Raw genomic sequence first — 23,324 nt, forward strand, 5'->3', positions numbered from 1 at the left:
CGGAGATGGGCTAAAGTTTCCACGGCAACAAAAAAACGTTCAGGTTATTTACGCCGCCAATCAGCGGCGTGAAATGCGCTGAAATTTTTTAAATTAAACGCTGTAGTACAGTTCGAACTCAACTGGGTGCGGAGTCATGCGCACGCGGTCAACTTCTGGCTTACGCAGTTCGATATACGCGTCGATAGCGTCATCAGTGAACACGCCGCCACGGGTCAGGAACTCGCGGTCTTCGTTCAGTGCGTTCAGTGCTTCTTCCAGAGAACCTGCAACTTTTGGAATCTCAGCTTCTTCTTCCGGTGGCAGGTCATACAGGTTTTTGTCCATCGCATCGCCAGGGTGGATCTTGTTGATAACACCATCAAGACCCGCCATCAGCAGCGCGGTGAAGGCCAGGTATGGGTTAGCCGCTGGATCCGGGAAGCGTGCTTCGATACGACGTGCTTTCGGGCTCGCAACCACTGGGATACGAATTGAAGCTGAACGGTTACGTGCTGAGTAAGCCAGCATAACAGGTGCTTCGTAACCCGGGACCAGACGCTTGTAAGAGTTGGTGGTTGGGTTAGCCAGGGCGTTGATCGCTTTAGCGTGCTTGATGATACCGCCGATGTAGAACAGAGCAGTTTCAGACAGGCCGCCGTACTTGTCGCCAGAGAACAGGTTCACGCCGCCTTTTGACAGGGACATGTGGCAGTGCATACCAGAACCGTTATCGCCGAACATTGGCTTAGGCATGAAGGTTGCAGTTTTGCCGTACGCGTGAGCAACGTTGTGCACCACGTATTTGTAGATCTGAATTTCGTCAGCTTTTTTGGTCATGGTGTTGAAGCGGGTAGCCACTTCGTTCTGACCAGCAGTAGCAACTTCGTGGTGGTGAGCTTCAACCACCAGGCCCATCTGCTCCATGGTCAGACACATAGCAGAACGGATGTCCTGAGATGAATCGACTGGTGGAACCGGGAAGTAACCGCCTTTCAGACCTGGACGGTGACCTTTGTTACCGCCTTCGTATTCTTTACCGGTGTTCCATGCCGCTTCGATATCATCGATAGCAACGTGTGAACCTGAAGTAGAAGAACCGAAACGGATGTCATCGAACAGGAAGAACTCTGGCTCTGGTCCAAACAGCACGGTATCCGCGATGCCTGAAGAACGCAGGAACTCTTCTGCACGTTTAGCAATGGAGCGTGGGTCACGGTCGTAGCCCTGCAGCGTGCCTGGCTCGAGGATGTCACAACGGATGATCAGCGTTGGATCTTCGAAGAAAGGATCCATAACTGCAGTGGTCGCATCCGGCATCAGCACCATGTCTGATTCGTTAATGCCTTTCCAGCCACCGATGGATGAGCCATCGAACATTTTGCCTTCTTCGAAGAAGTCAGCGTTAACCTGGTGAGCAGGGATAGTAACGTGCTGTTCTTTACCTTTGGTATCGGTAAAACGCAGGTCAACAAACTTAACTTCGTGCTCGTTCATCATCGAGAGGACGTGTTCAGCGGACATACTTAAACTCTCCTGGAAATGGTCATAATCGTCATGGTGAGAGAACTTCGTTGCCTGGAATGTGTCACGCTTACTGACCACCCCTAACCAAGATCTCGGCAAGCTCTTTTCAACCGTTGTATAACTGTCGTTTTCGCTTGAAAGATATAAAGCGAATTCTGTGCCAACTTTATTACAATGGTAAAAATGGCGCTGTGACGCGCTCTTTCGTGAGTCGGTCACTGCACCAGTATGGATGATGCGCACTAATTTGGTGCTTCATAGATCAATTTTCGCCCCAAAAAGGTGCAAAACCCCATTGCAGTGCAGATTAATGCACCGTTATTGGTGCTAAAAAACAGCACTAAGATAAACTTTAAGGGAATACTGTGATCATGTTCAGTCTTTCGCTTAATCCGTGTACAATACCGCGTTATTTCTATAATGCCTGAGGCAAAGCTGTGATCGAAAATTTGCGTAACATCGCCATCATCGCGCACGTTGACCATGGTAAGACCACCCTGGTTGACAAGCTGTTACAACAGTCCGGTACTTTTGATGCTCGTACCGAAGCGACTGAGCGCGTAATGGACTCCAACGATTTGGAGAAAGAGCGTGGGATTACCATCCTCGCAAAAAACACCGCCATCAAATGGAACGACTACCGTATCAACATCGTTGATACCCCAGGACATGCCGACTTCGGTGGTGAAGTGGAACGTGTTATGTCCATGGTGGATTCGGTGCTGCTGGTTGTAGATGCGATGGATGGCCCTATGCCGCAAACCCGCTTCGTAACCAAAAAAGCCTTTGCTCATGGTTTGAAGCCGATTGTAGTCATCAACAAAGTTGACCGTCCGGGCGCGCGTCCTGATTGGGTTGTTGATCAGGTGTTTGACCTGTTCGTTAACCTCGACGCGACTGACGAGCAGCTGGACTTCCCTATCATTTATGCGTCAGCGCTGAATGGTATCGCCGGTCTGGATCACAATGACATGGCAGACGACATGACCCCGCTGTACCAGGCGATTGTGGATCGTGTTTCTCCACCACAGGTTGAAGTTGAAGCCCCACTGCAGATGCAGATCTCGCAGCTGGACTACAACAACTACCTGGGCGTTATCGGCATTGGCCGCATCAAGCGCGGTAAAATCAAGCCGAACCAGCAAGTCACTATCATTGATAGCGAAGGCAAAACCCGTAACGGTAAAGTCGGTAAAGTACTGGGCCACTTGGGTCTGGAACGTATCGAGAGTGCCGAGGCTGAAGCAGGCGATATCATCGCTGTGACCGGTCTGGGCGAGCTGAACATCTCTGACACCATCTGCGACACGCAGAAGGTTGAAGCGCTGCCAGCCCTGAGCGTTGATGAGCCAACCGTAACCATGTTCTTTAACGTCAACACTTCACCTTTCTGCGGTAAAGAAGGTAAGTATGTGACTTCGCGCCAGATCCTGGAGCGTCTGAACAAAGAGCTGGTGCACAACGTGGCACTGCGTGTTGAAGAAACCGAAGATTCAGACGCATTCCGTGTGTCTGGTCGTGGTGAGCTGCACTTGTCTGTTCTGATCGAGAACATGCGTCGTGAAGGTTTCGAACTGGCGGTATCCCGTCCGAAAGTTATCTTCCGCGAATTCGAAGGCCGTAAACAAGAGCCATTCGAAAACGTGACCCTCGACATCGAAGAAACCCACCAGGGTTCTGTGATGCAGGCGATGGGTGAGCGTAAAGGCGATCTGAAAAATATGGATCCAGATGGCAAAGGCCGTGTACGTCTCGACTACATGATCCCAAGCCGCGGCCTGATCGGCTTCCGTAACGAATTCATGACCATGACTTCAGGTACTGGCCTGCTGTACTCCACCTTCAGCCACTACGACGATGTGCGTCCAGGCGATGTGGGCCAGCGTCAGAACGGTGTACTGATCTCTAACGGCCAGGGTAAAGCAGTCGCATTCGCACTGTTCAGCCTGCAGGATCGCGGTAAGCTGTTCCTGGGTCACGGTGCTGAGGTTTATGAAGGCCAGATCATCGGTATTCACAGCCGTTCTAACGACCTGACAGTTAACTGCCTGACCGGTAAGAAACTGACTAACATGCGTGCGTCAGGTACTGACGAAGCGACCACTCTGGTTCCACCGCAGAAAATGACGCTGGAGCAGGCTATCGAGTTCATCGATGATGACGAACTGGTAGAAGTGACTCCGCAGTCAATCCGTATTCGTAAACGTCACCTGACCGAGAACGACCGTAAGCGTGCGTCTCGCGGCGGTAAAGAGTAAGCGAAACAGTCTGATATTTAAGCCCCGCATCGCGGGGCTTTTTTGTGCCTGCAACCCGCTGCAACGCTCGCTTTGTGAAAGTTGTCCCCGATTCCAGAACGCTTATTTCCCCCTCATCGTACCTGTTCAGTCATGCTTTTTGCCGCTAAAGTGAATGATCCAGGGAATAGAAGGAGAGGCGTCATGCTGTACATCTTTGATTTAGGCAATGTGATTGTTGATATCGATTTTAATCGCGTGCTCGGCGTCTGGAGTGACCTGGGACGTGTGCCGCTGGCGACCTTACAAAGTCGCTTCCAGATGGATGAGGCGTTCGAGAAACACGAACGTGGTGAGATCAGCGATCCCGAGTTTGCGGCGCGTATCTGTGATCAACTGGATATCGCCTTAAGCTATCCGCAATTCACCGCGGGCTGGCAGGCGGTGTTTGTCGGGGTGCGTCCGGAAACGCTGGCGATCATGAACACACTGCGCGCCAACGGTGAGCGCGTGGTAATCCTATCCAACACCAATCAGTTGCACTTTGAGTTCTGGCCAACGCAGTATCCGGAAGTGCAACAGGCCGCCGATCACGTCTATATGTCGCAAGACATAGGCATGCGTAAGCCAGAAGCGCGTATCTATCAATATGTGCTTGAGCACGAAGGCTATACCGCCGATCAAGCGGTGTTCTTTGATGATAATCGCGCCAACATCGATGCTGCGCGCGCTTTAGGGATCGAGAGCGTGCTGGTGGAAGACGCGAAAACCGTGCCGGACTGGTTCGCGAGCCGTCTCTGAGTGGTAACACGTAACCATTTGCGTCACTCGGCACACGCGTTTTTCCTGTGGGTTAAACTGCTCTGGCGCCGTGTTGATGAAGACAACATGACGACGCAGGCCGGGAATCTGGCCTACGTCTCATTGCTGGCTTTGGTGCCGCTGATCGCCGTGGTGTTTGCGCTTTTTGCTGCTTTCCCGATGTTTTCGGAGATCAGCGTCCAGCTTAAGCATTTCATCTTCAGCAACTTTATGCCGGCAGCCGGTGACGTTATCCAGCGCTATCTCGACCAGTTTGTGGCCAACGTCAATAAAATGACAGCGGTGGGGATTGTCGGATTGATCGTGACTGCGCTGTTGCTAATGCACTCGGTAGACAGCGCACTCAACGCGATCTGGCGCAGTACTAAACCACGACCAATGGTTTACTCCTTTGCCGTCTACTGGATGATCCTGACGCTGGGCCCGATACTGGCCGGTGCCAGTCTGGCCATCAGTTCTTACTTATTATCGCTACGCTGGGTCAACGTCACCGGCGTCACCAGCCTTATCGATCAGGTGTTACGCATCTTCCCTCTGGTGCTCGCCATCCTCGCATTCTGGTTGCTCTACAGCATCGTCCCGACGCGCCGTGTGCCAACACGTGATGCGCTAATTGGTGCGATTGTCGCCGGGCTGTTGTTTGAGCTGGGCAAAAAAGGGTTTGCGCTCTATGTTACGATGTTCCCTTCGTATCAATTAATTTACGGCGTACTGGCAGTCATCCCGATTCTGTTTTTATGGGTTTACTGGACCTGGTGTATTGTGTTGTTAGGCGCGGAAATCACCGTCACCCTGGATGACTATCGCCAGCTAAAACAGCAGGAACGCGAAAAAGAACGAGAGGAAACATGATTGCTTTGATTCAGCGCGTCAGTCGCGCCAGCGTCGTGGTTGATGACGCGACGGTGGGCGAGATTGGCGCCGGTTTGCTGGTGTTATTAGGGGTGGAGAAGGGCGATGACGAGCAAAAGGCACAGCGCTTATCTGAACGCGTGCTGGGTTATCGCATCTTCGGTGATGAGAACGACAAAATGAACCTGAACGTACAGCAGGCTGGTGGCAGCGTGCTGGTGGTTTCGCAATTCACACTTGCCGCCGACACCAACAAAGGCATGCGTCCCTCATTCTCGGGTGGTGCCGAACCGGCGGAAGCCGAGCGTCTCTATCACTATTTCAGCGATTGTTGCCGGGCACAGGGTGTGACCACGGCGAACGGTCGTTTTGCTGCCAACATGCAGGTTTCGCTGGTGAATGATGGCCCAGTGACCTTCTGGTTGCAGGTGTGAGGTTTTCAGCCGAGCGGCCAGGGATCAGCCACGCAAGCTCCGAACGAGAGAATCACTTTATGTATCATCTTCGTGTGCCGCAAACGGCGGAAGAACTGGATACCTATTATCAGTTCCGCTGGGAAATGTTACGTAAGCCACTGCGTCAGCCGCAGGGTTCTGAGCGTGATGCCTGGGATGCACTGGCGCATCATCAGATGGTGGTCGATGAGCAGGGCGCTCCTGTTGCGGTTGGCCGTCTCTATATCAATGCGGAAAACGAAGCGGCCATCCGCTTCCTGGCCGTACACCCTTCGGTGCAGGGCAAAGGATTAGGGACGCTGGTGGCGATGACGCTGGAATCCGTTGCGCGTCAGGAGGGGGCGAAGCGCGTGACCTGTAGCGCGCGTGAAGACGCCGTGGAGTTCTTCGCCAAGCTGGGTTATGTCAATCAGGGAGAAATCACCGCGCCACAAACCACGCCGGTGCGCCATTTCCTGATGATCAAACCGGTGGTGACACTGGATGACATTCTGCACCGCGCTGACTGGTGTGGTCAGTTGCAGCAGGCCTGGTACGAGCATATTCCGCTCAGTGAGAAAATGGGCGTGCGCATTCTGCAATATACCGGGCAGAAGTTCGTTACTACCATGCCAGAAACCGGCAACCAGAACCCGCACCACACACTATTCGCTGGTAGTTTGTTCTCACTGGCTACGCTCACAGGCTGGGGGCTGATTTGGCTATTACTGCGCGAGCGGCATCTCGGCGGCACTATCATCCTTGCCGATGCTCATATTCGTTACAGTAAGCCCATTAGTGGGCGTCCGGGTGCGATTGCCGACCTGGGATCACTGAGTGGCGACCTTGACCGTCTGGCGCGTGGTCGTAAAGCACGCGTGCAGATGGAGGTGGAACTGTTTGGTGATGATGAGCTGGGAGCGGTGTTTGAAGGGGTATATATCGTACTGCCAGCCGATGCAGAGGGTGCATTAGAAGAGGGTGGCTCGGGTGCACGCATTAATTAATGCGTGCAGATTACGTTGTAGCCATCTTCAACCTCAATCGGTAGCAGCGCGAAGAATGGCGCATCGGTGAGCGACAGGGTGTCGCTACTGATACGCGGCATTCCTCGCATCGCTACCGTTTGCTGACAATCTATTGAACCTGACCCGCATGCATCGTCTGCTGCACCGATTGTGTATCGGTGGTCACTGACACATTACCCTCAATACTTTGGCGCAATGGCGCGGCAGCACTCAATGAACCTTTCACCTGTAGTAAAAGATTACTGTTGCCGCTAAGAGGCAACGCAGGCCAGCCCCAGTACTGCAACACATTGGCTGGCACCGCCTGACCTTTGAGATTCAGCGTCAATGGACGCTGTGCATCCTGGCCAATACTCGCCGTCCCTTCCAGCAAACCGTTACCGTTGAAGGCGCTCATTTCCGTCACCTGAATCTGCTGATCGTTAGCATTAAAGGCAATGGAGGGATGGCGCAGATCCGTGCGATTAAACGTTGCTTCCGCCGCGTTAAAGCTCGCTTTACCGCCCCAGATTCCCCACTGATGCTGGCGTGCCAGTAGCAGATTATCGGCGTTACCATCCAACGCGGTCATCTGGAATGGGAAAGCAGGGTTGATGTCGATCACCAGATTACGATTGGCCGTAGCGTGTGTCACCAGCACGCTATCCAGCCATGATGGCAATGCTTGCTGCCAGCGGTCGCGCCAGTTCTGCGGTAAGGTATATTCCAGCCCGGCAATGGCTAAATCATTCAGCGTCAGGCGTTTATCGCTGCGCGTCCAGTTGCCGCTGGCACGGATCACGCCATTGGCCCAACGTGAACTGAACTGGGCCAATTCAATGCCCTGCGCCGAGAAGTTGGCATTCACAATCGGATCGTTCAGCTCAAAGCCACCATTAATGAAGTTACCGGCATTCATCGACAGTGAGCCATCATCGCTTTGCCAGTCATCTCCACGCAGCGTGATGTTCTTCAGGGTTAAATCGAGGTCGGTGACAGCCCAATCGGGCCCTTGCAGTCGGGCATCGGTCATATCCAGGCGATTGATGCTCACTGACGGCACGTCGCGCAGAGGATTGAGGAAATCACTCAGATTTTGATGGGTCTGCAGGCGGATATCGTTAAGACGTAGCTGATCAATCTTCCAGTTACCCTGCGCGTCGCGCTCGGCGTTGCCGGTCATCGAACCACGCGCGAGATCGGCCCCAATATTGCTGAATATCATGCGGTGCTGCTTCACACTTCCCTGCAGCAGCACATTGTTGCCCGGAACACCATTCAGCGTCAGCTTGCCTGCGCTCATTTGGAACTGTGCATCGCTGCCCAGCATATCCGTCGGGGTCGGTTTCCACGGGATAATTCCGCCATTAACCCGTTCAGCGATCATCGGCAGCATGCTGTGCGGGCTATCAATGCGCACGTTGTTCAGTTGCAGGCGATTGGCCTGGATAGGCAGCGTGGTATCGGGCGTCTGATTCGCGAGGTTAATCTCGCCATCACGCACGTCGATGCTATCAAAATGCAGCCAGTCACTGAATTGCACCAGCGCCAGTCCAAGATCGACGCGCTTGGCCACCAACACCGCTGGCTGACCATCGTGCCCAAAGCTGAAATCATCCAGCATGATGTGCGAGGGAGAAGAGAAGTTGTGCTCTATCTTGCTGAGGGAAAGATGCCAGGCGGTCTTATCACTTACCCAACGGCTAAACCAACCTGCGCCCCACTGTGTCTGTAGCAAGACATACAGGACAACCAGCCCCAGCAGAATCAGCAGCAGTAAGGTAAGGAAAAACTTGCCTAAAAATTTCATCGCATCCATCCATCCCGATATTTATCCGGTAAGAGGTTGTTATGCCTGAATTACCGTTACAGCTCAACAGCCTGGATGTAAAAGCGGATAAATAACAGGCAGGCCGTAGCCTGCCTTAAGGGTTACTTTTCCTGTGGAAAGACGAGGTTAAGCACGATTGCGGTGATACCACCGGCAGCAATGCCTGAGGAGAGCAGGGTTTTCAGCCAGTCCGGGGCGAATTGCAGAATCAGTGGTTGCTGTGAAACACCCAGGCCAACGGCCAGCGACAGTGCGATGATCATAATGGCGCGACGGTTCAGCGGCTCGCGCGAAACGATGCGTACACCCGATGCCGCAATCGTGCCAAACATCACGATGGTGGCACCACCCAGCACTGGCTCAGGAATGTGCTGCACAAAACCACTCACCGCCGGGAACAGGCCAAGCACGATCAGCATCAGTGCCACGACAAAGCCCACATAACGGCTGGCAACGCCGGTCAATTGGATCACGCCATTGTTCTGCCCAAAGCAGGAGTTCGGAAACGTATTGAACAATGCGGATACAAATGAGTTGAGGCCATTAGCCAGCACGCCGCCTTTTAAGCGCTTCATATACAGTGGGCCGCTCACCGGTTGCTCTGACACATCCGAGGTGGCAGTGATATCGCCGATGGTTTCCAGCGAGGTCACCATAAACACCAGCATCAACGGGATCAGCAGGTTCCAGTCAAAACCGAGACCGTAATAAAGCGGTGTCGGCACCGCCACCAGCGGTTGATCGGTGGGCGCGCTGGTGGCAGGCAGCATATCCAGCGCCCATGCCAACGCATAACCGACCGCCATCGCGATCACCAGTGAAGCCACACGCAGGTAGGGATTGCGCTGACGGTTGAGCAGGATAATCACCACCAATACCGCGCCAGCCAGCAGCAGGTTCTTTGGTGCGCCGAAAGTGTGATCGCTCATCGCCGCGAAGCCACCGCCAATCGAGGTCAGGCCGACCTGAATCAGTGACAGGCCAATAATCATCACCACAATGCCGGAAACCAGCGGGGTAATAATACGACGCGCCAGATGCAGAACGCGTGACAGCACCATTTCGGTACAGGACGCCACCATCAACGTACCGAACAGCGCGGCCATCATGGTCGGGACATCGGCACCGCCATTTTTCAGCGCCATGCCACCCATAATCAGCGGTGTCACAAAGTTAAAGCTGGTGCCCTGAATCGACAGTAAACCAGAACCTACTGGCCCCCAGGTTTTGATTTGCAGGATCGAAGCCACACCCGATGCAAACAGCGACATGCTGATAATGTGCTGCGTATCCTGAGCCGGTAAACCCAGCGCCTGGCAAATCAACAGCGCAGGAGTGATGACCGCGACAAACATCGCCAGCAGATGCTGACAGGCAGCAAACAGCGTTTGTGGCAGCGGTGGACGATCTTCGAGGCGGTAAATCAGTTCACTCTTTGGACGGGCTGACTGATGAGATTCAGCGGTATTGACGGACATGGTGCGCGTTCTCAATGACAACAAAGGGGCGATTTTAAACGGTTGCGTTGTGAAAGCAATCGTTTGCAATGCCCCTTTTCACTTGCATTGATTTAAAGCGTAAACACGGTACGGCTGCGGCTATCATCTTCCTGCCATGCCTGAGCCACTTCACTCAACGGGCGCATCTGGAAAGCGACCGAAAAATCACTCTCCGCCGCGGCGTTCAACATTTCGCTGATGCAGGCGATCAGATCCGCATCGGATACGCTACCCAGACCGCTGCCCATTAATGTCAGACCCGATGAGCGCAACAGCTTGCTGTGCAGAGTGATCTCCTGGCCACTCAGCGAGCCGATTTGCACGAAGCGCACCGATTTCTCTCCACCCGCGACAGCCGCCTGCATGATATCAAGTGCACTCTGGCCCCACAGGTAATCCAGCACGATACCGATGCCTTCTTTCATCAGTGCAGGCAGTGCGCCGGGCAGCTCATCCAGCGTCAGGGTGATGTCCGCGCCCTGGGCACGCAGTTGATCCAGTACTTCACGATTGCGTCCAGTGGCGATGATTTTGCCTGCGCCGAGGTGTCGTGCAATGCGCACCGCTAATCCACCTGAAGTGCCGGTGGCGCCATTGATCAGCACCGTTTCACCCGGCTGCAACTGCGCCCGGCGCGTCAATGCTGCCCAGGAGGACATGCCCGGATTGGCGATGGCGGCTGCCAGCACCGGATCGAGTGAGGCGGGCAGAGGCACAATGGCAGTGGCTGGAACCAGGGTTCTTTCCGCCATGCTGCCCCAGGGCGCATCAAACGCGAGAAAATAGACCGGATCGCCGTTGCTGAGTGTACCGGTGCCGTCAATGCCGGTGATAAAAGGATAATGTGTGGTGGCGCTGTAGTGTTTGCCAGAAGCGCGTGCTTTCGCCAGTTGACTGACGGCAGCCGCTTTAACGCTAACTATCACATGCTGTTCATCGGCTTGTGGTTCGTGAAAATCACCGTAAACCGGCTGTTCGCCCGCTGCGGAAACGATAGCTGCTTTCATGCATTCTCCTTCAGATAATCGGAAGATATGTGTAATATGCACACATTAGTTCTGCCTCGGGATAACGTCAATGAAAAGTGTGCAAAATACACATAATAGTGCAGAGTTCGACGATCTGCATAATGCGCTGCTGATGATTGTGGGTACTTTTAATCGCCCGCAACGTGATGAATTACTAATAAAAGAGTCCAATATTCAACTCGATCGTGCGCTATTTCCGCTGCTGATTCAGATTGGCCGCTTTGGACCGATTGGCGTGGTGGAACTGGCAGAGCGCGCCGGACGCGATTACACCACCGTGAGCCGTCAGGTGGCGAAACTGGAAGAGCTGGAGTTAGCGCAACGACAGAAAAATGCCAAAGACAAACGCGTAAACGAAGCGGTCATTACCGCCACTGGCAAAGCGATGACGGATAAAATCGATGCCGCACGGGCGCAGATTTATCAGCATCTGTTTGAGAACTGGCAGGATAGCGAGCGCACCGAGCTGGCGCGTCTGTTGCAGAAATTTGTCGGGGATTTTATGGCAATCGATCGTAGTGAGTAAGGGAGGGTGTCGTGTTGGCTCTTTAACACGCCGTCTTTTGCCCTTTTTTAAGCGTTGCTGTAGCGCTCGGTCTCTGGCAGCCAGCGTTCAATCAACGCCTGCGCCTGTTCTGGATAGTGCTGGTGGATATGGCGTGCCACGCGTTGCACTTCCGGGATCATGCCCTGATCGCGCAGTAAGTCTGCAACCTTAAACTCCGCATTACCGGTCTGGCGCGTACCAAGTAATTCACCAGGACCGCGAATTTCCAGGTCGTGCTGAGCGATGACGAAGCCATCGTTGCTGTCGCGCAGTACCTGCAAACGCTTCTGCGCGGTTTTGCTGAGCGGCGCTTTGTACAGCAGCACGCAATGCGAGGCGACTGCGCCACGGCCCACGCGACCGCGCAGCTGATGCAGCTGAGCCAGGCCCAAACGTTCCGGGTTTTCGATGATCATCAGGCTGGCGTTGGGCACGTCTACCCCGACTTCAATCACCGTTGTCGCGACCAGTAACTGAATCTCGTTGGCTTTGAAGGCCGCCATGACCGCCTGTTTTTCTGCCGGTTTCATGCGGCCGTGCACCAGCCCAACCTGCAAGCCAGGCAGCGCGAGTTTCAACTCTTCCCAGGTGGCTTCCGCCGCTTGTGCTTCCAGTACATCTGACTCTTCAATCAGCGTACAGACCCAGTAAGCCTGGCGACCTTCATGGCAGGCGTTTTTCACACGCTCAATAATATCGCCGCGGCGACTGTCAGGAATGGCCACTGTGGTGACCGGTGTGCGGCCAGGCGGTAATTCGTCGATGGTGGAGGTGTCGAGATCGGCATAGGCGGTCATCGCCAGGGTACGCGGAATCGGCGTGGCGGTCATAATCAGCTGATGCGGATGGAAACCCTGCTCTTCACCTTTTTCCCATAGCGCAAGACGTTGATGCACGCCGAAGCGATGTTGCTCATCAATGATCACCAGCGCCATGCCGTTGAATTTGACCTGCTCCTGGAACAGCGCATGCGTGCCGACCACCATCGCTACCTGTCCGCTGGCAATCGCTTCCTGCTGGGCTTCACGTGCTTTGCCTTTTTGCTTGCCAGCCAGCCAACCCACTTCAATGCTCAGCGGCGCAAACCACTGGCGGAAATTGTTGGCATGCTGCTCGGCCAGCAGCTCGGTCGGCGCCATCAGCGCCACCTGTTTGCCATGCGCAATGACATTCAGCGCCGCCAGCGCCGCGACCAGCGTTTTGCCCGATCCCACATCGCCCTGCACCAGACGCATCATTGGGAAGTCGTTGGCTAAATCGCGCTCGATCTCCTCAACCACGCGTTTTTGCGCGCCGGTGGGTGAGAAGGGCAGCGCGGCCAGCAATTGATTCACCAGATTATGCTTAGCAGGCATCGGCAACGCATGATGACGTTGAGCGCCGGCACGAACCGCCAGCATGCTGAGGTTGTGAGCCAGCAGCTCTTCAAGGATTAAGCGCTTTTGTGCGGGATGGCGACCGGTTTCCAGCTCGCTCAGACGTAAATCGGGCGGCGGACGATGCAGCGTGCGCAGGGCATCCGGCAAACTCATCAAGCCACCGCTCAGTTCTGACGGCAGCAACTCGGCAATCGGGCAGCTTTCCAGCAACGTCAGCGCTTGATCGGTGAGATTGCGCAGCGTGGCCTGACGAATGCCTTCAGTGGTGGGATAGACCGGTGTCAGGGTTTCCTGTAGCTCGACGCCGCCCTGTTCGCCCTGCACGCGATACTCGGGATGAATAATTTCAGCACCGCGCTGACCACGTTTGATTTCGCCATAAGCGGTGACGCGGCGGCCTGGCGCCAGACTGTTTTTCATCCCGGCATTGAAATTGAAGAAGCGCATGGTCAGCACGCCGCTGCCATCACTGATCTGGCACACCAGCATACGGCGGCGGCCAAAGGTTATCTCACTGTGCAGCACTTCACCTTCCACCGTGGACCAGACGCCCGGCAGCAGGTCATTAATCTTGTAGAGTTGGGTGCGATCTTCGTAGCGCAGCGGCAGATGCAGCAGCAAATCCTGAATAGTAAACAGGCTGAGTTTAGCCAGTTTTCCCGCCTGACTGGCGCCGACGCCGGTCAGGGTACTGAGCGGTATGGCATCCAGCAGACGGCCTTTCATTTTTTACCTGTGGATTGCATGGTGGCCCACCAGTCGGCATCGGCTTCCACCTCGCCCTGAGCGTTGATATGCGGATAAGGCAGACCTTTTTGCTTCGCCACGCGTGCAAGCACCGGATAACCACCTTCAAACAGCAAACGCTGCTGTTCATCGGCATCAAGCAGGCTGTGCTGACGTTTGTACATGCCGGCGTTCTGCCGTTGACGCTGCGCTTCATATAGAATCAGCGCGGAGGCGACGGACACGTTGAGCGACTGCACCATGCCCACCATCGGCACGATGATGTCTTGATCGGCGAGCGCCAGCGCTTCAGCGGTGATGCCGGTTTTTTCCTGCCCCATAAGAATGCAGGTCGGTTTGGTGTAATCGATCTCGCGAAAATCCACTGCATTGGCCGACAGATTGGTCGCCAGCACCTGCATCCCCTGATCTTTCAAGTGACGCACGGCTTCTGCGATATGACGATGCGTCTGCACTTTCACCCAACTGTTGCTGCCCGCTGAAGCAGACACCATGGTGCGCATGCGCACGCTAGGCCAGACGGCGTGCACTTCATGGATGCCGACCGCGTCAGCAGTACGAATCACCGCCGAGACATTATGCGGCTTATGGACCTGCTCCATGCAGACGGTAAGGTCGTGCTGGCGCATGGCCAGCATTTCCTGGATACGAGCAAAACGTTGAGCGTTCATGCATTAATTACGGTTACGGTGAACTTTAATCACATCTGGCATCACGCGGATTTTACGCATAATGTTGGCCAGATGGACGCGATCGTTCGCGGTGAGGCGGATAAAGGCGCTGTAAACACGGCCGTCGCGCTCTTCCGTGTTAAGACTTTGGATGTTGGATCCCGCTGTGTTGATAGCTGCCGTCAGGTTCGCCAGTGCGCCCTGATGGTTGAACATATCCACCTTAATTTCCGCAACGAACTCCTGATCGATAACTTTATCCCACTCAACCGGCATAAACTTCTCGGGCTCTTTCTGATAGCCACGGATGTTACGACAGGATTCGTGGTGCACCACCAGACCTTTGCCCGGGCTGACGTGCGCAACAATCGGATCGCCAGGAATCGGACGACAGCACTTGGCAAAGGTAATCAATACGCCATCAGCACCTTTGATCGGCAGCTTTTTGCGTTTGCTGTTGCTTTGCGGCTGCTCAGCGCCCGACTGCAGCAGGTTTTTCGCCACGACCACGCTCATGGCGTTGCCGAGGCCGATCTCCGCCAGCAAATCGTCAATGCTGGTCAGCTTCATGCGCTCCAGCTCGTGCTGAATATTTTCCGGCGGGATCTCTGCCAGCTTCTTGCTGCCGCCGAGCGCATGGCTCAACAGACGACGGCCAAGGTTGACGGAGTCTTCGCGTTTCAGGTTTTTTAGTAGCTGACGAATTTTGGCGCGTGCTTTCGAGCTCACCACAAAGTTGAGCCATGCCGCGTTAGGACGGGCACCTGGCGCAGTGATGATTTCAATGGTTTGGCCGCTGGTTAGCGATTGCGACAGCGGATAAGGCTGGCGATCGACGCGGGCGCCCACACAGGCATGGCCAATATCGGTGTGCACGGCGTAAGCGAAGTCTACCGGCGTGGCGCCAGCAGGCAGTTCGACGATGCGCCCTTCCGGCGTGAAGACGTAGATCTCATCCGGGAAGAGATCGGATTTCACGCTCTCGATAAATTCAAACGAGCTACCGGCGCTTTGTTGCAGCTCCAGCAGGCTTTGCAGCCAGCGCTGGGCGCGAATCTGTGCGGTCGTGCCGCTTTCACCGGCCTCTTTATAAGCCCAGTGTGCCGCTACCCCCATCTCCGCCATCTGATCCATATCTTCGGTACGGATTTGCACTTCAACGGGCACGCCGTGCGGGCCAATCATTGATGTATGCAGTGATTGATAGCCGTTGGCCTTGGGAATAGCGATGTAATCTTTGACGCGTCCTGGACGCGGTTTGTACAGACTGTGCATCTGACCGAGCACGCGATAACAGGTATCCAGGTCTTTCACGATAACGCGAAAGGCATAAATATCCATGATTGAGTGGAATCGCTGCTCTTTCAGGTGCATTTTGCGGTAGATCGAATAAAGATGCTTCTCGCGGCCACTGACACGGCAGGGAATGCCTGCTTCCTGTAAGCGCCCGTCGATTTCAGAAAGGATCTTCTGAATCATCTCTTTACGATTACCGCGTGCCGCTTTCACCACCTCTTTTATCACGCGGAAACGATTTGGATAGAGGGCTTCAAAGCCGAGTTCTTCCAACTCTGTTTTCAGGTGATGAATACCAAGTCGGTGCGCCAGAGGACTGTAAATCTCCAGCGTTTCCAGTGCGATACGACGTTTCTTATCCGGTCGCAACGCACCGAGCGTGCGCATGTTGTGCGTGCGGTCAGCCAGCTTGATCAGAATGACGCGGATATCCTGCACCATCGCCATGATCATTTTGCGGAAGTTTTCAGCCTGCGCTTCTTTCTTGTCGCGGAACTTCAGCTTGTCGAGTTTCGACACGCCTTCCACCAGTTCGGCCACGCTTTTGCCAAACAGCTGTTCCATATCCTGGTAAGTGGCGGGTGTATCTTCGATCACGTCATGCAGCAGCGCTGCCATCAGCGTTTCATGGTCGAGTTTCATCTCGGCCAGAATGCAGGCAACGGCAACAGGATGGGTGATGTAAGGTTCACCGCTGGAGCGTGTCTGACCCTCGTGGGCATCACGCGCGACGAGATAAGCTTGCTTGAGGCGCTTGATTTGCTCCTCAGGCAAGTATTTTTCAATCAGTTGATTGAGGCTTTCAAACAGATACAAGGTTGACCTGCGAAGTGCTGTTAACGACGACCTTCAGCGATAGCGGTAACGGCTTGTAACTCAGCGGCTTCCTGCTCTTGCTGCTCCTGACGATCACGCACATCCAGAATCTGGGTGGTGATCAGGCCTTCTTCGATTTCGCGCAGGGCGATAACGGTGGCTTTATCGTTCTCTTCCGGAACCAGCGGATCTTTACCGCCTACCTGCATCTGACGTGCACGACGTGCAGCGACCAACACCAGGTCAAAACGGTTACCAATTTTCTCTACTGCGTCCTGAACGGTTACGCGTGCCATAGGTGTGCTACTCCACAGATGATGAAGAAATGACTGGGCATAATACTGAAAGTGACTTCAGACTGCCAATAGTTTGCTGATTAAAGCATCATGTCGCGATTTTTGGCGACTCATACGCAGACGTTCTGCGCGAATAATGTGTTTCAGGTCGGTCAGTGCCAGGTCGAAATCATCATTCACGATCAGATAATCGTATTCAGCGTAATGACTCATTTCCGCCACGGCCTGAGCCATGCGGCGGGCGATAACCTCTTCGCTATCCTGACCACGGCCACGCAGGCGACGATCTAACTCTTCAGTCGACGGCGGCAGCACAAAAATGCTGCGTGCGGCAGGCATTTTCTGACGAATTTGCTGAGCACCTTGCCAGTCGATATCCAGAAATACATCGACACCGGTCGCCAGCACGCGCTCAATCGCGGCGCGCGAGGTACCGTAGTAATTGCCAAACACTTCCGCATGTTCGAGGAAGTCTTCAGCGGCAATCATGGTCTCAAATTCAGGCTTGGAGACAAAGAAATAGTGTTCACCATGAACTTCACCGGGACGCACGCCGCGAGTGGTATGGGAAACAGACACCTGCGTATCGTACAGCGGCTGTGTCTTCAATAAAGCCTGAATCAGACTGGATTTACCCGCGCCACTGGGGGCGGAAACAATATAAAGCGTGCCTTGAGCCATGGTTATCTTGAATTGAGTAAAGAGCGGAGTCGATTTCCTGCACAGTATACACGGCTTAACGGTGCCACGCAGCGTTTGCCGTTGGGCTAAGGTAATTCTTTTTCTGTGAACCCGCGCCAGATAACGCGGTAAGCCGCTGCAAACGGCTTAAAAAACCGGGAATACGTTTGCTCTTTACCACCTTCAGCACTGGTCATTGCCCTCATCGCACTCTCCAATAGACAAAAAGGAGAGCAACGATGAAAGGATGGTGGTGGTTGTGTTGCTGGTTTTTCACCGCGGCTTGCGGGGCTGAAGCGCTGTGCCCTAACTGGTCACCGGTGCGCGCCGAACAAGAGATGGTTCAATTACATAGCCAGCTACGGCACTGGGATGATGCCTACTATCGCAAGGGCACGAGTCTGGTTAGCGATGGGGACTATGACAGCCTGCAGCAACGCTTACTGCATTGGCAGCGCTGCTTCGCGCCGGATCAACGGGCTTATCAAGCGCAGCCCACAACGAACGGTAGTACCCGACACCCGGTGGCACACACAGGGGTACGGAAACTGCGTGACAAGTTGGCGGTGGCTTACTGGATGCAGGATAAATCGCCACTGTGGATACAGCCGAAAGTCGATGGCGTGGCGGTAACGCTGGTGTATCGACGCGGGCAATTGGTTTCCCTGGTGAGTCGCGGCGATGGCTTGCGTGGCGAAGAGTGGATAACCAAAGCCCGCCATATTCCGGCGATTCCTACTCACATTGAAACCGATCGTGAAGAGGTGGTGCTGCAAGGCGAGCTGTTTCTGCTTATGACCGATCATCAGCAAGCACGTGACGGAGGGCGAAATGCCAGAGCGCAGGTGGCGGGTGCGATGATGCGTCATGAAGCTTCCCCGCTGCTGGCAGATTTCGGCATTTTTATCTGGGCATGGCCCGATGGTCCAATCCAGATGCCCGCTAGACTGGCGCAGTTATCACGCTGGGGATTTGGTCTGGCGCAGGACTGGAGCCGCCCAATCAAGAACGAAGAGGAGGCGGAGGTGTGGCGCGATCGCTGGTTCCGTGCATCTTTGCCGTTCGTCACAGATGGCGTCGTGATCCATCAATCACCCGTCGGTGCCGGGCGGGACTGGCAGCCTGGCCAGGGACATTGGTCAGCCGCGTGGAAATATCAGCCAGTTGAAATCAGCACTGAAGTGTTGTCCGTGGATTTCAACGTTGGGCGCACGGGGAAAATTGCCGTGGTGCTCAACCTCATCCCTGTTCAGCTGGATGATAAAACCGTGCGCAGAGTGAATCTTGGATCGCTGCGGCGATGGCGGGAGCTGGATGTCATCGCTGGCGATCAGGTGATAGTGACGTTAGCCGGTCAGGGAATTCCCCGCTTAGAGCGAGTGATCTGGCGAGTAGCAGGGCGTGAATATCCAGTAGCACCACAGCAGGGCGAATTTAACTCGCTGTCATGTTTGCATTTCAATCAGGATTGCCGGCTTCAGTTCTTATCACGCCTCACGTGGCTCAGTCAGAAATCGGTGCTGAACATCCCTGGCGTGCAACGTAGTAGCTGGCAGCGGTTACTGCACAATGGCGCGATCACCCATCTGTTCTCCTGGCTGACGTTAACGCCTGAAGAGATTGCGCAGGACAGCGGAATATCCGCCGCGCGGGCACGAGAGATCTGGCAACGTTTCCAACAGACACGTCAGCAACCCTTTCGGCACTGGGTGAGCGCATTAGGTCTACCGCTCCCCCGTGCCGCGTTGCAGGCCTTACCGGATAATGACTGGACAGCTTTACTGGCTCGCTCGACAGAGGAGTGGCAGCAGTTGCCCGGTGTCGGGCGCACGCTGGCAGAGCGGATTGTTACCATGCTGCAGGATGAGGAATTACAGCAACTGATCCGCTTTTTACAGCTGCAGGAGATTCCTGATGCACCTTAATGTTCGGGATGGGGATAGTTGAAGATCGGCAGGCCAAGGCGGAAGCGCAGTGCTAATAAACGGCCAAAAAAGCCAGCCAACAGCGTAATGATCACCACGGCTTCATGCGGAAGCGGCGTTTTGAGCAACAAAATGTAGAGCCAGCCTGCGGCAAACGCGATACCGGCGTACAGCTCTTTTTGAAATACCAACGGAATGCGGTTGCAGAACATATCACGTAATACGCCACCAAATACGCCGGTGATCACGGCGGCAATAGCGGCAATGATCGAGGCATGACCAGAATCCAGCGCGACCTGCGCGCCAATAATGGAGAACACCACCAGGCCAAGCGCATCCAGTACCAGAAACACTTTACGCAGATGATTCATTAAAGGGGCAACAAAAGTGGTCACCACCGCAGCGGCGGCCACGATCATGATGTACTCCGGGTTTTTAACCCAACTCAACGGATAATGCCCGAGCAGGATGTCACGCACCGAGCCGCCTCCGATTGCAGTGACGGACGCAATGATGATGACGCCAAACAGATCCATTTTGCGGCGACCAGCGGCCAGCGCACCGGTCATGGCTTCGGCGGTGATGCCAATAATGTAGAGAACGGTTAATAACATAGAGCACTCCATAAGATCGGCGGCCAGCCTAAAGATTTCCTCAGCTATCGACCACTGAGTATTTCTAAAGCAGACGTCATCGGATTAGCTGTTTTGATGCCGCTCATGCTAACAGGCTTAACCCGCTTGATAAATCAGGAGTGTGTTACGCATTCGCATTAAAAAATGTGATGTGATCCGTGTGATCGTGCAGGTCCGAGGGGTAAGAGGACGGGTGAAGAAGAGATGCTAAACGTATCAAAAAAAGAAAAAAGCGTGCTGGCGACCAGCACGCGAACGCATCTTCTCAGATGCCCAGAGCCCACCATACAGACTTGTTTTTATTATCCGTTTCTTGCTCGCACGTTAGCGAAACTTTTCAGGCTAAAACGGTATTCTGGCTGGAACCAGGAACGACCGTAGTAGCAGTAGACCAGCATTCTGATGGATACCATGGCCAGGTAGCCCCATATAGCGCACAACACTGAAGGGGTCAGCCATACGGTAAACAGTGTGACACCCAGGCCAACCAGCACCGATGAGGTTTCTGTGAAGGCGATACGCGAGAATTGTTTCTCACGCTGTAATATGGCGCGATAATGTTGCCCTTGTGGAATAATGATGAAAATCACCGAAATCATTTCCAGCATAATCGCCATTTCCGGTTGGTTCATGATTCGACTATATATATCACTACCAATAAACAGCACGGCGAATATCATCATGCCACTTAATACATTCCCCCAGTAGAGAATGGAAAGTTCGCTGTTATTAAGATTTATATTTCTGATAACGGAATTACCAAACCCACGGTCGGCAAGCGTATCAATAATCAATAACATCACAATGGCAATCGCGAGTAAATCTAACTCGTTTGCCTGAAGTATTTGTGCCAGAAGTGAAAGTTGTAAAACACCAATGCCGACGATTTTTATGGATGACAAAATTGACCATTTGGCGCTGGCCAAACTTTTTTCTCTTATCGCCATGTTCTGCTCGTTATGGTACATGTACCAATGCAATTAAGGGTTCACCCGGGCGCCTGCCCAGAGTACAGATCACATCAATGCAGCGTGTCCTGACGCAGCCCTGAAATGCCTTTCAGAGTTTGCCACGTAAAGATGCATTCAATTAAATGATGTTCTGAATTTAAAGAGATGCCCCTGGCGCGTAAATATTTCATTGTCTCAGCGGTATCTCCTCCTGTTCGGAGGAAATCCGCAAGATCATTATAAAATCCCTTTGAATTATTATATTCCCCGGCCAGTATCCTACTGGCAATCTCAACAAATTCTTTTTCAGACAACAAAGGATAGGTTGAGCGATCCATGTTATTTCCCTGCTGTTGTTATTATCGGGTATTGCTGTGTGTGAATGAGTTATACCGTGTTTTAATTAAATTAACACCATAAGAAAACTCCTATAAATGAACTTCAGAAATAAATGGTTTCAGACTTTGCATCAGAATAGATAAGGGGACGGATGAGCGATTAATAAGTCCTGTTAGACATTTTGATCGGCGATTAAACAAGCCATTTGAATAAGTAAGAAAAAACACCGATAAATCAGAGGGGCTAAGACTTAGGGGGCGTGCTCTCACCAGGAATTTTCCTGGTGAGAAGACTTTAGCCAGACTGGTGATTAGCACGAAAAGCAACAGGTATTATCGTTAAACAGTTAAACGCTATTACGTAGAAAAAGATGACTTTTTTATTGATTGCTTCCAGCGAAAGTTAATGCAGTACGATTTTTATAATGCATTGATTCTAATGAGTTAACAGGTGGAGAAGTTGATCCAGGTCGCGTTTTACCCAGTCAACGTCCTGAGCAAATTTTTCATCAGACATAAGGGGTTGGCGATAAACCACCATCACCACTTCGGCTCCCTTTTCGTTAGCAATCACGCGCATCGGCATATAAATCTCCTTACCGCTGCCGGTATCGATCCAATGATCCATGACGCCAAAGGGGTTGTGTGGCGTGAAGCGGATTTTCACTGAACCTTCAGGTCCTTTGGCTTTCCAGTAGTTACCCTCTTGCGTGAGCGTACTGGCACTTAGCCCACTGGCCCATTTGGCGAAGCATTCAGGTTTCCAGATGGTTTCATATAAATCTAACCAGTTGCGGGGAATGGTCAGCGTGACTGTCTGAGATGGCAGCATGGAACCTCCGTTAGGCGAATGAAAGGCAGGGAATCCGTAAGGGTGGCTTCTGGAGATGAATGATGACCGCCACAGTAAAATGGCGGTCTTAAGGCCGTACCCTACAGAATGATGAGACTGCCTACAGCAAAGAGTACCTTAACTGAAGGGGATTCCGCTGCAAATGGCAGGATAGTGGAAGTGTGCTGCAACAGAGGTTTCCAGTAAAAATCCTGCTATCAGATAAACTTGCCGCGTCCCTGAATATCCTTCGTCTCTGCTGTACCGTCCTGATGGCGTAAAACGAAGCGGTCAGATTGAGCCACTACCGCGCAGCTGTGATTGGGGAAGATGCGTAGCAGAGCCCCAAGCGCCGGAGCATGATCTCCGTATTGCAGAAAGCCATGCTCTTCCGAAAGTTTCAGAATTTCGTATTGGTTGCCCTGCTCATCAACGGCGATACCGAAACCGCTGGCGTTAGTGCCGTGCGGCCCCTTATCAGAGCTGAGCATCTTGGAGCCGGCATCAATAATCGCGAAATGCGGATTCACCGCCACTACACGCGTTACCACGCTGAGTGCCAGTGCATCGGGCGTGCACAGCCCCAGGCGCCAGGCGGTAAGATCCAGCAGCGCATAATTTCCCGGGCGAATTTCGTCGCTGCCTTCAGCCACCGGCGCGGCCAGTGCTGTAGGCGTGGAGCCCACGGAAATGGGGCAACGCGCAAAGCCTGCAGCGATCAATTGCTGCTGAACTTGACGCATCAAGATGATTTCCTGCTGTGCAACTTCAGCGATAGCCACGGCATGACCTGCGCCGTAAGCATGGCCGGCGTGTGAAATCAGCCCGGCAAAAGTTAACCCCGCTGCTTTAATCTGCTGCGCCAATGCCACGGCTTCACCGCTGTGTGGATCCACTCCCACGCGATGCAATCCCACATCGACTTTGATGGCAATGGACAACTCACTGGCAGGCTGCTGGCGATGCGCTTGAGCGATGGCTGTGACGCCGAGAGC

20 protein-coding genes and 1 pseudogene are annotated in these 23,324 nt (G+C 53.6%); 7 read left to right on the forward strand and 14 right to left on the reverse strand.

The annotated features are described in order from the left end of the window. Positions 1-93: 93 nt before the first annotated feature. Positions 94-1,503: a glutamate--ammonia ligase gene (gene glnA, locus H7A81_RS10595; protein WP_097119640.1), complete on the reverse strand. Its 1,410-nt coding sequence runs from the start codon at positions 1,501-1,503 to the stop codon at positions 94-96. A gap of 440 nt (positions 1,504-1,943) precedes the next feature. Between glnA and typA the strand changes: the two genes are divergently transcribed. The 5 genes from typA (at position 1,944) to fabY (ending at position 6,858) form a co-directional block, all read left to right on the forward strand. After that, positions 1,944-3,764, forward strand: coding sequence for a ribosome-dependent GTPase TypA (gene typA / locus H7A81_RS10600; RefSeq protein WP_182057462.1), 1,821 nt, complete (start codon positions 1,944-1,946; stop codon positions 3,762-3,764). 183 nt (positions 3,765-3,947) lie between these two features. Beyond that, positions 3,948-4,544 carry a glucose-1-phosphatase gene (gene yihX / locus H7A81_RS10605; protein WP_182057463.1) on the forward strand — a complete coding sequence of 199 codons (597 nt, stop codon included), beginning with the start codon at positions 3,948-3,950 and terminating at the stop codon, positions 4,542-4,544. After that, positions 4,545-5,417 carry a virulence factor BrkB family protein gene (locus H7A81_RS10610; protein ID WP_038644010.1) on the forward strand — a complete coding sequence of 291 codons (873 nt, stop codon included), beginning with the start codon at positions 4,545-4,547 and terminating at the stop codon, positions 5,415-5,417. Then, positions 5,414-5,851 carry a D-aminoacyl-tRNA deacylase gene (dtd, locus tag H7A81_RS10615; protein ID WP_034823876.1) on the forward strand — a complete coding sequence of 146 codons (438 nt, stop codon included), beginning with the start codon at positions 5,414-5,416 and terminating at the stop codon, positions 5,849-5,851. Before H7A81_RS10610 ends, dtd begins: the two co-directional genes overlap by 4 nt. A 59-nt stretch (positions 5,852-5,910) precedes the next feature. Beyond that, positions 5,911-6,858 carry a fatty acid biosynthesis protein FabY gene (gene fabY, locus H7A81_RS10620; protein ID WP_058960147.1) on the forward strand — a complete coding sequence of 316 codons (948 nt, stop codon included), beginning with the start codon at positions 5,911-5,913 and terminating at the stop codon, positions 6,856-6,858. Positions 6,859-6,988: 130 nt separating this feature from the next. Here fabY and H7A81_RS10625 read toward each other — a convergent pair whose 3' ends face one another. The 3 genes from H7A81_RS10625 to H7A81_RS10635 all read right to left on the reverse strand — a co-directional run bounded on the left by H7A81_RS10625 (position 6,989) and on the right by H7A81_RS10635 (position 11,195). After that, on the reverse strand, positions 6,989-8,668 hold the full coding sequence (locus H7A81_RS10625; RefSeq protein WP_182057464.1) for an AsmA family protein: 1,680 nt from the start codon (positions 8,666-8,668) through the stop codon (positions 6,989-6,991). Between the two features lie 122 nt (positions 8,669-8,790). After that, positions 8,791-10,167: an NCS2 family protein gene (locus H7A81_RS10630; protein ID WP_058960146.1), complete on the reverse strand. Its 1,377-nt coding sequence runs from the start codon at positions 10,165-10,167 to the stop codon at positions 8,791-8,793. Between the two features lie 92 nt (positions 10,168-10,259). Beyond that, complete coding sequence (locus tag H7A81_RS10635; protein ID WP_182057465.1) at positions 10,260-11,195, reverse strand: zinc-binding alcohol dehydrogenase family protein; 936 nt, start codon at positions 11,193-11,195, stop codon at positions 10,260-10,262. Between the two features lie 70 nt (positions 11,196-11,265). On the opposite strand from H7A81_RS10635, the gene H7A81_RS10640 reads away from it, so the two are divergent. Next, positions 11,266-11,742, forward strand: coding sequence for a MarR family winged helix-turn-helix transcriptional regulator (locus H7A81_RS10640; protein ID WP_058960144.1), 477 nt, complete (start codon positions 11,266-11,268; stop codon positions 11,740-11,742). 47 nt (positions 11,743-11,789) lie between these two features. On the opposite strand, the gene recG is transcribed toward H7A81_RS10640, so the two are convergent. The 5 genes from recG to gmk are packed head-to-tail and all read right to left on the reverse strand — an operon-like array spanning position 11,790 to position 17,649. Then, positions 11,790-13,868: an ATP-dependent DNA helicase RecG gene (recG, locus tag H7A81_RS10645; protein ID WP_166935468.1), complete on the reverse strand. Its 2,079-nt coding sequence runs from the start codon at positions 13,866-13,868 to the stop codon at positions 11,790-11,792. Continuing rightward, positions 13,865-14,560 carry a tRNA (guanosine(18)-2'-O)-methyltransferase TrmH gene (gene trmH / locus H7A81_RS10650; protein WP_034823857.1) on the reverse strand — a complete coding sequence of 232 codons (696 nt, stop codon included), beginning with the start codon at positions 14,558-14,560 and terminating at the stop codon, positions 13,865-13,867. Before trmH ends, recG begins: the two co-directional genes overlap by 4 nt. A 3-nt stretch (positions 14,561-14,563) precedes the next feature. Further along, on the reverse strand, positions 14,564-16,672 hold the full coding sequence (gene spoT, locus H7A81_RS10655) for a bifunctional GTP diphosphokinase/guanosine-3',5'-bis pyrophosphate 3'-pyrophosphohydrolase (protein WP_034823856.1): 2,109 nt from the start codon (positions 16,670-16,672) through the stop codon (positions 14,564-14,566). Between the two features lie 20 nt (positions 16,673-16,692). After that, entirely contained in the window at positions 16,693-16,968 is a 276-nt protein-coding gene (rpoZ, locus tag H7A81_RS10660; protein WP_034823855.1) for a DNA-directed RNA polymerase subunit omega, read from the reverse strand. A 57-nt stretch (positions 16,969-17,025) separates the two neighbouring features. Continuing rightward, a complete protein-coding gene (gmk, locus tag H7A81_RS10665; protein WP_034823854.1) occupies positions 17,026-17,649 on the reverse strand; it encodes a guanylate kinase in 624 nt (207 codons plus the stop codon). A gap of 239 nt (positions 17,650-17,888) precedes the next feature. On the opposite strand from gmk, the pseudogene ligB reads away from it, so the two are divergent. Beyond that, a pseudogene (ligB, locus tag H7A81_RS10670) lies at positions 17,889-19,630 on the forward strand (NAD-dependent DNA ligase LigB). Here the strand turns inward: ligB and H7A81_RS10675 are convergent. The 5 genes from H7A81_RS10675 to H7A81_RS10695 form a co-directional block, all read right to left on the reverse strand. Further along, complete coding sequence (locus H7A81_RS10675) at positions 19,571-20,188, reverse strand: trimeric intracellular cation channel family protein (RefSeq protein ID WP_034823853.1); 618 nt, start codon at positions 20,186-20,188, stop codon at positions 19,571-19,573. The pseudogene ligB and the gene H7A81_RS10675 sit on opposite strands and share 60 nt — an antisense overlap. A gap of 323 nt (positions 20,189-20,511) precedes the next feature. Further along, positions 20,512-21,156 (reverse strand): oligosaccharide flippase family protein, encoded by a 645-nt coding sequence (locus tag H7A81_RS10680; protein WP_182057466.1) that lies wholly within the window; start codon positions 21,154-21,156, stop codon positions 20,512-20,514. Between the two features lie 74 nt (positions 21,157-21,230). Continuing rightward, a complete protein-coding gene (locus tag H7A81_RS10685; RefSeq protein WP_034823852.1) occupies positions 21,231-21,497 on the reverse strand; it encodes a hypothetical protein in 267 nt (88 codons plus the stop codon). A 436-nt stretch (positions 21,498-21,933) separates the two neighbouring features. Beyond that, positions 21,934-22,329, reverse strand: coding sequence for a polyketide cyclase (locus tag H7A81_RS10690; protein WP_097119647.1), 396 nt, complete (start codon positions 22,327-22,329; stop codon positions 21,934-21,936). Between the two features lie 218 nt (positions 22,330-22,547). Then, on the reverse strand, positions 22,548-23,324 hold a 777-nt coding region (locus H7A81_RS10695; RefSeq protein WP_182057467.1), incomplete at its 5' end, for an alanine racemase.

The sequence above is a fragment of the Pantoea sp. ME81 genome, from assembly GCF_903970985.1.
Taxonomy (GTDB): domain Bacteria; phylum Pseudomonadota; class Gammaproteobacteria; order Enterobacterales; family Enterobacteriaceae; genus Pantoea; species Pantoea communis.

Coding starts and splice junctions, on each gene's coding strand:
- H7A81_RS10635 (WP_182057465.1), bottom strand. CDS start 11,195: ATGAAAGCAGCTATCGTTTCCGCAGCGGGCGAACAGCCGGTTTACGGT.
- H7A81_RS10630 (WP_058960146.1), bottom strand. CDS start 10,167: ATGTCCGTCAATACCGCTGAATCTCATCAGTCAGCCCGTCCAAAGAGT.
- recG (WP_166935468.1), bottom strand. CDS start 13,868: ATGAAAGGCCGTCTGCTGGATGCCATACCGCTCAGTACCCTGACCGGC.
- H7A81_RS10690 (WP_097119647.1), bottom strand. CDS start 22,329: ATGCTGCCATCTCAGACAGTCACGCTGACCATTCCCCGCAACTGGTTA.
- dtd (WP_034823876.1), top strand. CDS start 5,414: ATGATTGCTTTGATTCAGCGCGTCAGTCGCGCCAGCGTCGTGGTTGAT.
- H7A81_RS10625 (WP_182057464.1), bottom strand. CDS start 8,668: ATGAAATTTTTAGGCAAGTTTTTCCTTACCTTACTGCTGCTGATTCTG.
- H7A81_RS10675 (WP_034823853.1), bottom strand. CDS start 20,188: ATGTTATTAACCGTTCTCTACATTATTGGCATCACCGCCGAAGCCATG.
- H7A81_RS10685 (WP_034823852.1), bottom strand. CDS start 21,497: ATGGATCGCTCAACCTATCCTTTGTTGTCTGAAAAAGAATTTGTTGAG.
- trmH (WP_034823857.1), bottom strand. CDS start 14,560: ATGAACGCTCAACGTTTTGCTCGTATCCAGGAAATGCTGGCCATGCGC.
- yihX (WP_182057463.1), top strand. CDS start 3,948: ATGCTGTACATCTTTGATTTAGGCAATGTGATTGTTGATATCGATTTT.
- rpoZ (WP_034823855.1), bottom strand. CDS start 16,968: ATGGCACGCGTAACCGTTCAGGACGCAGTAGAGAAAATTGGTAACCGT.
- fabY (WP_058960147.1), top strand. CDS start 5,911: ATGTATCATCTTCGTGTGCCGCAAACGGCGGAAGAACTGGATACCTAT.
- glnA (WP_097119640.1), bottom strand. CDS start 1,503: ATGTCCGCTGAACACGTCCTCTCGATGATGAACGAGCACGAAGTTAAG.
- H7A81_RS10680 (WP_182057466.1), bottom strand. CDS start 21,156: ATGGCGATAAGAGAAAAAAGTTTGGCCAGCGCCAAATGGTCAATTTTG.
- H7A81_RS10640 (WP_058960144.1), top strand. CDS start 11,266: ATGAAAAGTGTGCAAAATACACATAATAGTGCAGAGTTCGACGATCTG.
- gmk (WP_034823854.1), bottom strand. CDS start 17,649: ATGGCTCAAGGCACGCTTTATATTGTTTCCGCCCCCAGTGGCGCGGGT.